Origin of the sequence: Arthrobacter sp. A2-55, from assembly GCF_025548615.1 — a bacterium.
Classification (GTDB): domain Bacteria; phylum Actinomycetota; class Actinomycetes; order Actinomycetales; family Micrococcaceae; genus Specibacter; species Specibacter silviterrae.
In genome coordinates, this window is the sequence record NZ_JAJLOZ010000032.1 from 18,191 (window position 1) to 30,696 (window position 12,506).

Genomic DNA, 12,506 nt, shown 5'->3' on the forward strand with positions numbered 1-12,506 from the left:
CCCTGAAGGGGTGCCCTGCCAGCTTTACTTGGCCGCCGGATGAACGGGAGACGAACGTCACGTGGCGCAAATTTGGCGGCAGGGGCGCCCCGGCGTAAAGTTGAGACCACATCGCGGGGTGGAGCAGTTCGGTAGCTCGCCGGGCTCATAACCCGGAGGTCACAGGTTCAAATCCTGTCCCCGCAACGAAAATATGGAAAGTTCCCGGTCCTCGGACCGGGAACTTTCCAGTTTAACTCCGGGCCCCGACTTTCCCACGCAGACTTTCCCACAGGGACTGTTGCCCGCATGGCTGGCGCCGTACAGTGGCCTCACGGGACCACGAGGAGGAGCCATGGCAGCGACGGACCATGAAGCAGGCACAGACGCAGGCCCAGACGCAGGCCCAGGCACAGGTGCTGCCAGCCTGGCCGGGAAGACAATCCTGATGTCGGGAGGGTCCCGTGGGATCGGCCTGGCGATCGCGCTGCGCGCCGCCCGGGACGGGGCCAATGTGGTCCTCCTGGCCAAGACGGACAAGCCTGACCCGCGGCTGGAAGGCACCATCCACACGGCTGCCGCCGCCATTGAAGCGGCCGGCGGCAGGGTGCTGGCCGTCGTGGGGGACGTGCGCAGCGACGAAGCCGTCTCGCGCGCCGTGGAAGGGGCGGTGAGCGCCTTTGGGGGCATCGACGTCGTGCTTAATAACGCCAGCGTGCTCACGCTGGCGGGCACCCTTGAGCTGACGCCCAAGCGCTACGACCTCATGCAGGACGTCAATGTGAGGGGGACGTACATGCTGACGCGGGCCGCGCTGCCGCACCTGCTGCACGCCGGGAATCCGCACATCCTCACGCTGAGCCCGCCGCTGAACCTTGCACCCCAGTGGCTGGGCAGCCACCCGGCCTACACGCTGGCCAAGTACGGCATGACGCTGTGCACGTTGGCGTTCGCCGCCGAATTCGCCGGCCAGGGGGTGGCCGCCAACGCGCTGTGGCCGCGCACCACGATCGCCACGGCAGCCGTAGCCAACATTCTGGGCGGGGCGGAGATGGTGCGGCGCTCGCGCACGCCGGAGATTGTGGCGGATGCCGCCCACGCCATCCTCACCACGCCGGCACGGGAGCTGACGGGGCAGGTGCTCATCGACGAGGACGTGCTGCGGGAACGTGGCATGGAAGACTTCAGCCAGTACGCGGTGGACCCGTCCGAGGAGCTCATGCCCGACTTGTACCTGAACCCCTAACCCGACGCTCCATCACGTTATGTGGTCTTTCCCCCGACGCTCGGTCACGTCATGTGGTCTTTCCCGTGACGCTCGGTCACGTTATGTGGTCTTTCCCCCGACGCGTCTGCACTTAGTGGTGCCGAGTCGCAGAATTCGTGCCGGAAGCTGATGGAGCGTCGGCTGGGAGGCCCCGAAAGGTGATGGAGCGTCGGCCGGGAGACCGCATAAGGTGATGGAGCGTCGGCCGGGAGACCGCATAAAGTGATGGAGCGTCGGCCGGGGGACCCCGAAAGGTGATGGAGCGTCGGCCGGGAGACCGCATAAAGTGATGGAGCGTCGGCTGGGAGGCCCCGAAAGGTGATGGAGCGTCGGGGTTAGATGGCCGGGATGGCTTCCTTCACTATGACGCGCAGGGTGCTCGACAGCAGCGCGTGCGCCTGGGCCCGGGTCAGCGTCTTGCGCAGCAGCCACTCGCGGGCGGCGCTGCGCGCCAGCTGGGCATAGACCCGCATCATGGCGCGCACCTCCTCCTGCCCCGTGTGGCGTCCGGCCAGCCCCATGGCCTCCAACAGCCGCTCCACGGAGTCGTTTTCCGCCTCCACCAGGATGCGTTCCAGGTCCGGATCCCGGCCCATGCCGCCGGAGCCCAGCGCCAGCCACGTGCCGCCTGTGCGCTCCAGCGCCTCCAGGAACCAGTGCACTGAGGCGTCGATCCGCTGGTCCAAGCTTCCCTCCGGCAGCCCGGCCACGGCCATTTCGGGGACCGTGGAGTTCAGCCGCACCACCTCCAGGTACAGCCCGCGCTTGTTGCCGAAATAGTGGTTCACCAGCCCCCGGGCCACCCCGGCAGCGGCCGCAATGTCCGTCGCCGACACGTCCTCATACGGCCGGTCGTTGAACAGCCGCTGGGCGCAGGCAAAAATTTGCTGGCGCCGCTGGTCGGGGGCCAGGCGCTGCCGCCGGGGGCCCGTCCCGCCACCGGAAAGTTCGACGCCGGGCACCTCGGTCTCCGGGTCGGGGCGGAGCCGCACGGGGGCCGCGTTCACGGCGTGGTCCCTGCGGAGCGCCAGGGCAGCCACGGCGGGAGGTCGGCCGGAACGGCCAGGGGGAACCGCGGTGCCCGTTTTTCCAGGAAGGAGGCCACTCCCTCCGCGGCGTCGGGGTTGGATCCCAGCCCGGCGATGAGTCGTGAGTCCACCGCATGGGCGGGGTAGGGCGATTCCATTCCGCTGAGCCGGTTGAGCATTTGCCGGATCACGGCAGTGGAGACCGCGGACGTGTTGGCGATGAGGTCTCGGGCCAGGGCATGCGCCGCCTCCAGCACCTGGTCCGGTTCGTGGACGGAGGTGACCAAACCGGCGTCGAGCGCTTCCTGCGCGCCAAAGAGGCGGCCCGTCAACATCCAGTCCGCAGCGCGCGTCATGCCCACCAGTCGCGGCAGGTACCACACCGAAGCACCTTCGGGAAAGATGCCGCGACGGCTGAACGGGAAGGAAAAGCGGGAGTCGGTGGAGGCCAGGCGGAAGTCACAGGACAGGGTGATGGTGATGCCGCCCCCCACGGCCACCCCGCGCAGGGCCGCGATGACGGGTTTGTCCATGCCATAAATGGTTTTGGAACAACGCCCCGCCGGCTCCTGCCACGATTCGGGGTCCACTCCCTCCGGGACCAGGTCGAAGCCGCCGCCGCTGAGGTCGGCGCCCACGGAAAAGTCCGGCCCTTCGCTGGTGAGGACCACCACGCGGACGGCGGGGTCGGCGTCGGCCGCCTTCAAGGCGCGCTCCAGTTCATGGGCCATGGTGGGCGTGTAGCCGTTGCGGGCCCCGGGCCGGTTCAGCGACACCGTGGCAACCCCGGCGTCGAACGTGCATTTGATGGCGGTGTACGTGCTCATGATCATCACTTTCCCGATTAACCCCGGCGTGCCATTGACACGCTGTCAATAGTTAAGCACTATTGGCAGTATGTCAACAAGTACTTATTCCGCGCCATGGATCGATGAGGATTTGCGCGACGTTGCCGCGCTGCTGCAGGACTATTTCATCAAGGAAGTGGCGCCGCTGGAAGAAAAATTCCAGGCCCAGGGCCACCCGGACCGGGAACTGTATGCGCGGGCGGGGGAGCTGGGCCTGTGCGGCATGAGCATCCCTGAGGAATATGGTGGCGGAGGCGGCACCTTTGCCAACCTGGCACTTTTGCTGCAGGAGCAGACCGCAGCCGGAGCGGGCTCCCTGGGCTTTGCCGTCAGCGAGGGCATTGTGGCCCACTACCTGCTGGCCTACGCCACCGAGGAGCAGAAGCTGCGCTGGCTGCCCAAGCTGTGCAGCGGCGAATGGATCGGCTCCATTGCCATGACCGAGCCCGGCGCCGGCTCCGACCTGCAGGGGATCACCACGCGGGCACGCCTCGACGGGGACCACTACGTGGTGAACGGTTCCAAAATCTTCATCTCCAACGGCCAGCTGTGCGACCTGGTGGTGATTGCCGTCAAGACGGACACCAGCCAGGGCGCCAAGGGCGTATCCCTCCTGGTGGCAGAGGTGGGCGATGAAACCCCCGGCTTCACAAGGGGCCGCAACCTGGCCAAGATCGGGCTGAAGGGGCAGGACACCTCGGAGCTGTTCTTTGACGGACTGCGCATCCCGGCCGCGAACATACTGGGCGGGACCGAGGGACAGGGCTTCTACCAGCTCATGAACCAGCTGCCGCAGGAACGGCTCATCACCGCCATCATGGCCCAGGGCATCGCGGAGGCCGCACTCGCCGCCACGCTCGAGTACACCAAGGGCCGCGAGGCGTTTGGCAAGCCGCTCTTTGAACTGCAAAACACCCGCTTTGAACTGGCCGAATGCGCCACCATCAACCGGGTCAACCGCGTCTTCCTGGACGACTGCATCACCCGGCACGTCGCTGGCGGGCTCGACGCCGCCACCGCCTCCATGGCCAAGTACTGGATCACCGACAGGACGGGGGAGGTGGTGGACCGCTGCCAGCAGCTCTTTGGCGGCTACGGCTACTGCATGGAATACCCGATCGCCGGCATGTATGCCGACAACAGGGTGCTGCGCGTGCTGGCCGGGGCCAACGAGGTCATGAAGGAACTCATTGCCCGTTCGCTCTAAAAACCCACAACGCTTGAAACCGATTGGAAGGACCTGGCCCAAGGTGAGCCCACAAGGAAACACACAAGCATTTGTCTATGACGCCATCAGGACCCCGCGCGGCCGCGGCAAGAAGGGATCACTGCACGGCACCAAGCCCGTGGACCTGGTGGTGGGCCTGATCAACGAGCTCCGCAGGCGCCACCCCGGGCTGGATGAAAACCTCATTGACGACCTCATCCTGGGCGTCGTCTCCCCGGTGGGGGACCAGGGCGCCGTCATTGCCCGCACGGCCGCGCTGGCCGCCGGCATGCCGGACACCGTGGCCGGCATGCAGATCAACCGCTTTTGCGCGTCCGGGCTGGAGGCGGTGAACACCGCGGCCCAAAAGGTCCTTTCCGGCTGGGACCACCTCATCATTGCCGGGGGCGTGGAGTCCATGTCCCGCGTGCCCATAGGGTCCGACGGCGGCGCCTGGGCTATGGACCCCGCCACCAACTTCGACACCTACTTTGTGCCCCAGGGCGTGGGTGCCGACCTCATTGCCACGATCGAGGGCTTCAGCCGAACGGACGTGGACAGCTACGCGGTGCGTTCGCAGCAGCTGGCGGCAGCGGCCTGGCGGGAGGGCCGCTTCGCCAATTCCGTCATCCCGGTCCGCGACCGCAACGGCCTGGTGGTGCTGGACCATGACGAGCACATGCGCCCGGACTCCACGGTGGAGTCCCTGGCGGCCCTGAAGCCCTCCTTCGCGGGCATGGGCGACGCCGGCGGTTTCGACGCCGTGGCCCTCCAGAAGTTCCACACCGTGGAGCGCATCAACCATGTCCACACGGCGGCAAACTCGTCGGGCATTGTCGACGGCGCCGCCCTGGTCCTGGTGGGCAGCGCCGACATGGGGGAGCGGCTGGGGCTGGTGCCCCGGGCCCGGATTGTGGCAACCGCAACGTCCGGTGCCGACCCCACCATCATGCTTACCGGCCCCACCCCTGCCACCCGGAAGCTGCTGAAAACGGCCGGGCTGACGGTGGACGACATTGACCTGTTCGAGATCAACGAGGCCTTCGCCGCCGTCGTGCTTAAGTTCCAAAAGGACCTGGGCATCCCGGACGACAAACTCAATGTCAACGGCGGCGCCATTGCCATGGGGCACCCCCTGGGAGCCACAGGCGCCATGATCCTGGGCACCATGGTGGACGAGCTGGAAAGGCGCAATGCCCGCCGCGCCGTCCTGACCTTGTGCATAGGCGGCGGCATGGGCGTGGCAACCTTGATTGAGAGGGTCTAAAAACGTGACTGACACCAAGAACACCATCCGCTGGGACCGGGACGCCGACGGGGTGGTCATCCTCACCATGGACGACCCGGACCAGTCGGCGAACACCATGAATGACGCCTACTCGGCGTCCATGCAGGCCGCCGTGGCCCGGCTCACGGCCGAAAAGGACTCCATCACCGGCGTCATCCTCACCTCCGCCAAGAAGACATTCTTCGCCGGAGGGGACCTCAACGACCTCATTGCGGCAGGGCCCGGGGACGCCCAGCGGATCTTCGACCTCGGCCAGGCCATCAAGGCCCCGCTGCGCGCGCTGGAAACACTGGGCCGCCCCGTGGTGGCCGCCATCAACGGCGCAGCGCTGGGCGGCGGCCTGGAAATTGCCCTGGCCGCCCACCACAGGATTGCGGCGGACACCCGCGGCTCGGTGATCGGCCTGCCCGAAGTCACCCTGGGCCTGCTGCCCGGCGGCGGCGGAATTGTCCGCACCGTCCGCCTCATGGGCGTGGCCGACGCCGCCATGAAGGTGCTGCTGCAGGGCCAGCGGTACAAGCCCCGCGACGCCCAGGCCATTGGACTGGTGGATGAGGTGGTGGACACCGTGGAGGAGCTCATCCCCGCCGCCAAGGCCTGGATTGCCGCGCACCCGGACGCCGTCCAGCCCTATGACCAGCCCAAGTACAGGATTCCCGGCGGCACCCCGGCCAGCCCCGGCTTTGCCGCCATCCTGCCGTCCTTCCCGGCAAACTTGCGCAAGCAGCTCAAGGGCGCCAACTACCCGGCCCCGCGGGCCATCCTGGCGGCCGCCGTCGAAAGCACCCAGGTGGACATCGACACGGCCCTGGAAATTGAGTCGCGCTACTTCGTGGAGGTGGTGGCCGGCCAGGTCTCCACCAACATGATCAAGGCGTTTTTCTTCGACATGGCGCACATCAAGGCCGGCGGCAGCCGCCCGCAAGGATTTGGGAAATACACCGCCAGGAAGGTGGCCGTCCTCGGAGCTGGCATGATGGGGGCCGGCATCGCCTATGTGTGCGCCCGCGGCGGCATGGAGGTGGTGCTCAAGGACATCTCGCTGCAGGCGGCGGAGCGCGGCAGGGAGCACTCGCGGACGCTGACCGCCAAGGCGGTGTCCCGCGGCAAGTCCACGCAGGCCGAAGCCGATGAATTGCTGGCGAGGATCACCCCTACGGCGAATGCGTCGGACACGGCGGGTGCGGACCTGGTCATCGAGGCCGTGTTTGAGAACGTGGACGTCAAGCAACAGGCCTTCCAGGAGATCCAGGACCTGGTGGCCGAAGGCGCCGTGCTCGGCTCCAACACGTCCACGCTGCCCATCACCCAACTGGCCGGCGGCGTCCGGGACCAGCCCCACTTCATCGGCCTGCACTTCTTTTCGCCCGTGGACAAGATGCCGCTGCTGGAAATCATCGCCGGCAAAAACACCTCCGACGAGACGCTGGCGCGCGCCTTCGACATTGCCCAACAGATCCACAAGACGCCCATTGTGGTCAACGATTCCCGCGGCTTCTTCACCTCCCGCGTGATCGGAACGTTCCTGAACGAGGCCATCGCCATGGTGGGCGAGGGCATTTCCGCGGTCTCCGTGGAACAGGCCGGTGCGCAGGCCGGGTATCCGGCCCCGCCGCTGCAGCTGGCCGACGAGCTGAACCTGACCCTCATGTCGAAGATCCAGAAGGAAACCAAGGCAGGCCTGGAGCACGACGGCGGCGTGCAAAAGTACCAGCCCCACCCCGCCTACGAGCTTCTGGACCGGATGATCGGGGAATTTGGGCGCAAGGGCAAGCTGGGCGGTGCCGGCTTCTACAACTACGACGGCGACCACCGCACCGGGCTCTGGGAAGGCCTGGCGGAAAACTGGGGCGGCACGGCGGAAATCCCCTTCGAGGACATGAAAGAGCGCATGCTTTTTGCCGAGGCCCTGGAAACCGTCAAGTGCCTGGACGAGGGGGTGCTGCGCAGCGTGGAGGACGCCAACATCGGCTCCCTCCTGGGCATCGGCTTCCCCGGCTGGACCGGCGGGGTGGTCCAGTTCATGAACGGGTACGCGGGCGGCCTGGCCGGTTTTGTGGCCAGGTCCCGTGAGCTTGCCGCCCGGTACGGCGACCGTTTCCTGCCCCCGGACTCGCTCGAGGCCAAGGCCGGGCGCGGGGAAAAGTACTGATGGCCGCCGGTTCCGCAGCGTCCGTGGCCGGTGGTGCCATGGGCCAGGCCTGGACGGCGTTCACCGTGGAGGCGGGGCCCGCCCCGGGTGTCGCCGTCGTCCGGCTGTGCGGGCCCGGCCGGGGCAACATGATGGGCCTGGACTTTTGGGCCGAACTGCCCCTGCTGTTCGCCGCGCTCGACGCCGACCACTTCGTCCGCGCAGTGGTCCTCGCCGGCACGGGGAAGCACTTCAGCGTGGGGCTCGACGTGCAGGAGGTGTTGGGCCCGTGGCTGCTGAAGCTCAATGCCGAAACCGGCCCCACGGCGGCCGTCCGGTCCGAGTTGCTGCGGCTCATAGGCCAATTGCAGGACGGCGTCACCTCCGTCGCGGCCTGCCGCAAGCCCGTCATCGCGGCGGTCTCCGGCTGGTGCATCGGGGGCGGGGTGGACCTCATCAGCGCCGCGGATGTGCGCCTTGCCTCGGCGGAGGCGAAGTTCAGCGTCCGGGAGGCACGGCTTGCCATCGTGGCCGACGTCGGCAGCCTGCAGCGCCTGCGCGGCATCATCGGCGAAGGCCAGCTGCGCGAGCTGGCACTGACGGGCAAGGACATTTCGGCGCAGCGTGCGGAGAAAATCGGCCTGGTCAACGATGTCCACCCAGACCCGGATTCCTTGCTGTCGGCCGCGCTGGAAATGGCCGCTGAGATGGCCGCCAATTCGCCGCTGGCAGTGGCCGGCACGAAGGCCGTGCTCAACGAGGAACGGGAGGAGCGCATTGCCCGCGGGCTGCGCCACGTGGCCCTGTGGAACTCGGCGTTCCTCCACAGCGGGGACCTCGCGGAGGCCGTTGCGGCCCTCGGGGAACGCAGGCCTGCCGAATTCCGGGGAAGGTGAGGGCCGGCGTCGAACGCCAACCGTCCGGCAGCCGTGCCGGGCGCCGTTTTACACACTGCTTTTTTGATTGTCACCCACGACATGGATTGAGGAGTCACCGTGTATCTGACCCAAGGACTGCACCGTTCGCTGCAAGCCACGCCCCGCGCCATTGCCACCATTTACAAGGACCGGCAGCGCACTTATGCCGAACATGGTGACAGGGTGGCGCGTCTTGCCGGGGCCCTGCAACAACTGGGTGTGGCTGCCGGGGACAGGGTGGGAATTGTCTCGCTCAACTCCGACCGCTTTGCCGAATACCTGATGGCCGTGCCGTGGGCGGGTGGCGCCGTGACGCCCATCAACATCCGCTGGACGCCCGCTGAAGTCGCGTATGCCATGAACGATTCCGGCACCAGGGTGCTGCTGCTCGACGACGCCTTCGCCCCCATGGCGGCCGTGCTGCGGGAGGCCGCCCCGGGCGTCCAGACGTACATCCACTGCGGCGACGGCCCCACCCCAGCCGGCATGCTCTCCTATGAGGAGCTGGTGGCCGGATCGGAACCGGTGGAAGACGCCTACCGGCACGGGGAGGACCTGGCCGGGATCTACTACACCGGCGGCACCACCGGCTTCCCCAAGGGGGTCATGCTCAGCCACACGAACTTCGTGACCTCGGGCCTGGGCACCGTGGCCACGGGCGAGCTGCTGGAGGCCGGCGCCACGCTGCTGCACGCAGCACCCATGTTCCACCTGGCAGACCTGGCCGCCTGGAGCGGGCTCACCATCCTGGGCGGAACACACCTGATGGTGCCGTTCTTCGAGCCGGTTTCCGTCATGGCCGCCATCCAGGAACACCGGCCCACCGACGTGCTGCTGGTGCCCACCATGATCCAGGTCCTGGTGGACCACCCGGAGTCGGCGAACTACGACCTGTCCTCCATGAAGCGGATGCTGTACGGCGGCTCCTCCATCGCCGAGGGCGTGCTCCGGCGCACCATGGAGCGGCTGCCGGGACTGCGCCTGGTGCAGGCCTACGGGCAGACGGAGGCTTCGCCGGTAGTCACATTGCTGTTGCCGGAGGACCACCACGGCGACTGGCTGCGCTCCGGCGGCCGGGCGGCGCCGCACTCGGAGGTGGCCGTGCTGGACCTGGACGGGCGCCCTGTGGCGGACGGCGACGTCGGGGAAATCTGCTGCCGCGGCGCCCACGTCATGCAGGGGTACTGGAACAAGCCCGAACAAAGCGCCGAAGCCCTGCGCGGGGGCTGGCTGCACACCGGGGATCTGGGCTACCTTGACGCCGACGGCTTTGTGTTCGTGGTGGACCGGCTCAAGGACATGATCATCACGGGCGGCGAAAACGTGTATTCGGCGGAGGTGGAAAACGCGCTCAGCATGCACCCGGCAGTGGCGTCCTCAGCCGTCATTGGCGTTCCCGATGAGAACTACGGCGAGCGCGTGCACGCCGTGGTGGTGCTGGCCGCCGGTTCTGGGACGGAAGGGGAGGCGGCCACCGCGGCGGCCTTGCAAGCCTTTTGCAGGGAGCACATTGCCGGGTACAAGGTGCCGCGCAGCTTCGAATTCCTGGAGGCGCTGCCAGTGTCCGGCGCCGGCAAGATCTTGAAGCGGGAGCTGCGGGAGGGCTACGCGGCGGCTCAGGAAACGGCGGCACAGGAACTGGCGGCGCAGGAAACGGCCGGGGCGCAGGGGTAGTGGGTGGAACGCTGGCGGGCCTGAGGGTGGTGGAACTGTCCGGCATGGGGCCTGCCCCGCACGCGGCCATGATGCTGGCGGACCTGGGCGCCGAGGTGGTGCGCGTGGTGGGCCCGGCACCTCCCGTGGGCGGGTACCGTGTGGACACCCACCTCCAGCGCTCCCGCACCACGGTGCGCGCAGACCTGAAGAACGACGGCGAGCTGGCCTCGGTCCGGTCCCTTGTCGCCGCCGCCGACGTTTTGCTGGAGGGCTACCGCCCCGGGACCGCGGAACGGCTGGGGCTGGGTCCCGCGGAGTGCCTGGCCGCCAACCCCCGGCTTGTATACGCCCGCATGACCGGCTGGGGCCAGGACGGGCCCCTGGCGCAGCGGGCCGGGCACGACATCAACTACATTGCCCTGACCGGGGCCCTCCATGCGATGGGCCCGGCAGACCGGCCAGTCCCGCCGCTGAACCTGGTGGGCGACTTTGGCGGCGGCTCCCTGTTTGTGGTCACCGGCATCCTGGCCGCCCTCTGGGAGCGGGAGCGTTCGGGGCTGGGCCAGGTGGTGGACGCGGCCATGGTCGACGGCGTCAGCGTGCTCTCCCAGCTCATCCTCGAGCTGCGCTCCGTGGGGCTGTGGAACGACACCCGCGGAGCCAACCTGCTGGACGGCGCCGCCCCCTTTTACCGCACTTATGAATGCGCCGGCGGCGGATTCGTTGCCGTGGGCGCCATCGAGCCGCAGTTTTACGCGGCGCTGCTGGAGGGACTGGGGCTTGCCGGTTCCGGAAGCGCCGGTTCCGGAAGCGCCGGTTCCGGGTCCGGCAGTGCAGGCCTGCCCGACCGGGACGACCCCTCCCAGTGGCCGGCGCTCGCCGCAGTCCTGGCGGCCGCCTTTGCAACGCGGACACGGGACGCATGGGCGGAACTGTTCGAAGCCACTGACGCCTGCGTGACGCCCGTATTGACGTTTGCCGAAGCCGCCTTGCATCCCCACGTGGCCGCCCGCGGGACGCTTTCAGGCTCCGGGGCTGACATTGTGGCTGCCCCGGCTCCGCGTTTTTCCCGATCGGTAGCGCCGCCGTCTGGGACGGATGCGGCGGCTGCGGACATCGAGTCAATTCTCAACGCCTGGAGGGCACCATGATCAGCATTACGGGCCACGACCAGTTCACGGCGTGGCAGAACAAGGTGATGCCGCCCGTGGAGGAAGTCCGCCCGGGCGTGTGGTCCATCCCAGTCCCGTTTCCGGGCAACCCCATGCGCTACACCCTCGCCTACCTCCTGCTGGGTGACGGCGAGGCAGCGCTCGTGGACCCGGGCTGGGAGTCCGCCGAAGGGTGGGAAGCGCTCAAGGCGGGCTTTGCCGCGGCGGGGGCAACGGCGTCGGACATCACCGGCGTCGTGGCCACCCACTACCACCCCGACCACCTGGGCATGGCGGCGCGGCTGCGGGCAGGCGGGAGCAGCTGGATGGCCCTCGGTGAAAGGGAACGGCTGCCGGCGGACTGGTCGGCGGACATGGGGACGTTTGTGGCCGGCGACCGCACACAGTTCACGGCGTGGGGTGTGCCGGAGGCCTTGTTGGGCGAGGTGACGTTCCGGGCGGGGCAGTGGGAGGGGCTGCGCAGCATCGCGGAACCCGAGCTCAGGCTGGCGGACGGTGCCGTGCTGCCTGTGGCGGGCCTGGCCGTGCGCGTGCTGGCCACGCCGGGCCACACGCCGGGGCACATCTGCCTGCTCGACACGACAAACTCACTGCTCCTGACCGGGGACCACGTCCTGCCGCGGATCACCCCGCATGTCTCCCTCGAGGCGCACGGGCACGACAATCCTGTGGGGGACTACCTCCGTTCGCTGGACGTCCTGGCCGACGGGAACGCCATGGAGGTGCTGCCGGCCCACGAATACCGTTTCCGGGGGCTCGCGGCAAGGGTTGCCGAACTGCGCCGCCACACCCTGGGGCGCTCCGGCGAGGTGGCAGCCGTGCTGGTGGCCGGGAACGCCCGGACGGTGTGGGACGTGGCGAAGGAACTAACCTGGTCACGCGGTTTCGACTCGCTGCGCCACTTCACCCTGCGCCTGGCGCTCGCCGAAACGGCCAGCCACCTGGTGTACCTGCGCGGGCAGGGTGCGACCGTGGACATTGACATCCCCCGCGGCGCCTCCCGGGTTCCTTGA

The 12,506-nt window shown here is 68.1% G+C and carries 10 protein-coding genes and 1 tRNA gene; 9 read left to right on the forward strand and 2 right to left on the reverse strand.

Features of this window, described 5'->3' with window-relative positions:
- Positions 1 to 112 precede the first annotated feature (112 nt).
- Positions 113 to 186: transfer RNA gene (locus LPN03_RS10575), tRNA-Met, on the forward strand.
- 148 nt (positions 187 to 334) lie between these two features.
- Complete coding sequence (locus tag LPN03_RS10580; protein WP_262454214.1) at positions 335 to 1,225, forward strand: SDR family oxidoreductase; 891 nt, start codon at positions 335 to 337, stop codon at positions 1,223 to 1,225.
- Positions 1,226 to 1,581: 356 nt separating this feature from the next.
- Here LPN03_RS10580 and LPN03_RS10585 read toward each other — a convergent pair whose 3' ends face one another.
- Together LPN03_RS10585 and LPN03_RS10590 are read right to left on the reverse strand one after the other, a co-directional pair.
- A complete protein-coding gene (locus tag LPN03_RS10585) occupies positions 1,582 to 2,253 on the reverse strand; it encodes a TetR/AcrR family transcriptional regulator (RefSeq protein ID WP_262454215.1) in 672 nt (223 codons plus the stop codon).
- Complete coding sequence (locus LPN03_RS10590) at positions 2,250 to 3,101, reverse strand: enoyl-CoA hydratase-related protein (RefSeq protein ID WP_165181934.1); 852 nt, start codon at positions 3,099 to 3,101, stop codon at positions 2,250 to 2,252. Before LPN03_RS10590 ends, LPN03_RS10585 begins: the two co-directional genes overlap by 4 nt.
- A gap of 70 nt (positions 3,102 to 3,171) precedes the next feature.
- Here LPN03_RS10590 and LPN03_RS10595 point away from each other — a divergent pair, with 70 nt between their 5' ends.
- The 7 genes from LPN03_RS10595 (at position 3,172) to LPN03_RS10625 (ending at position 12,506) form a co-directional block, all read left to right on the forward strand.
- Positions 3,172 to 4,329 carry an acyl-CoA dehydrogenase family protein gene (locus LPN03_RS10595; RefSeq protein WP_262454216.1) on the forward strand — a complete coding sequence of 386 codons (1,158 nt, stop codon included), beginning with the start codon at positions 3,172 to 3,174 and terminating at the stop codon, positions 4,327 to 4,329.
- Positions 4,330 to 4,372: 43 nt separating this feature from the next.
- Positions 4,373 to 5,596 carry an acetyl-CoA C-acetyltransferase gene (locus LPN03_RS10600; protein WP_165181930.1) on the forward strand — a complete coding sequence of 408 codons (1,224 nt, stop codon included), beginning with the start codon at positions 4,373 to 4,375 and terminating at the stop codon, positions 5,594 to 5,596.
- A gap of 4 nt (positions 5,597 to 5,600) precedes the next feature.
- The gene (locus LPN03_RS10605; RefSeq protein WP_262454217.1) at positions 5,601 to 7,769 is read left to right on the forward strand and encodes a 3-hydroxyacyl-CoA dehydrogenase NAD-binding domain-containing protein; all 2,169 of its coding nucleotides are present in this window, start codon (positions 5,601 to 5,603) and stop codon (positions 7,767 to 7,769) included.
- Positions 7,769 to 8,644: a crotonase/enoyl-CoA hydratase family protein gene (locus LPN03_RS10610; RefSeq protein ID WP_262454218.1), complete on the forward strand. Its 876-nt coding sequence runs from the start codon at positions 7,769 to 7,771 to the stop codon at positions 8,642 to 8,644. Before LPN03_RS10605 ends, LPN03_RS10610 begins: the two co-directional genes overlap by 1 nt.
- A 99-nt stretch (positions 8,645 to 8,743) precedes the next feature.
- Positions 8,744 to 10,339: an acyl-CoA synthetase gene (locus tag LPN03_RS10615; protein WP_262454220.1), complete on the forward strand. Its 1,596-nt coding sequence runs from the start codon at positions 8,744 to 8,746 to the stop codon at positions 10,337 to 10,339.
- A complete protein-coding gene (locus LPN03_RS10620) occupies positions 10,339 to 11,472 on the forward strand; it encodes a CaiB/BaiF CoA transferase family protein (RefSeq protein WP_262454221.1) in 1,134 nt (377 codons plus the stop codon). Before LPN03_RS10615 ends, LPN03_RS10620 begins: the two co-directional genes overlap by 1 nt.
- Positions 11,469 to 12,506 carry an MBL fold metallo-hydrolase gene (locus LPN03_RS10625; RefSeq protein WP_262454222.1) on the forward strand — a complete coding sequence of 346 codons (1,038 nt, stop codon included), beginning with the start codon at positions 11,469 to 11,471 and terminating at the stop codon, positions 12,504 to 12,506. Before LPN03_RS10620 ends, LPN03_RS10625 begins: the two co-directional genes overlap by 4 nt.

Coding starts and splice junctions, on each gene's coding strand:
- LPN03_RS10580 (WP_262454214.1), top strand. CDS start 335: ATGGCAGCGACGGACCATGAAGCAGGCACAGACGCAGGCCCAGACGCA.
- LPN03_RS10590 (WP_165181934.1), bottom strand. CDS start 3,101: ATGAGCACGTACACCGCCATCAAATGCACGTTCGACGCCGGGGTTGCC.
- LPN03_RS10595 (WP_262454216.1), top strand. CDS start 3,172: ATGTCAACAAGTACTTATTCCGCGCCATGGATCGATGAGGATTTGCGC.
- LPN03_RS10610 (WP_262454218.1), top strand. CDS start 7,769: ATGGCCGCCGGTTCCGCAGCGTCCGTGGCCGGTGGTGCCATGGGCCAG.
- LPN03_RS10625 (WP_262454222.1), top strand. CDS start 11,469: ATGATCAGCATTACGGGCCACGACCAGTTCACGGCGTGGCAGAACAAG.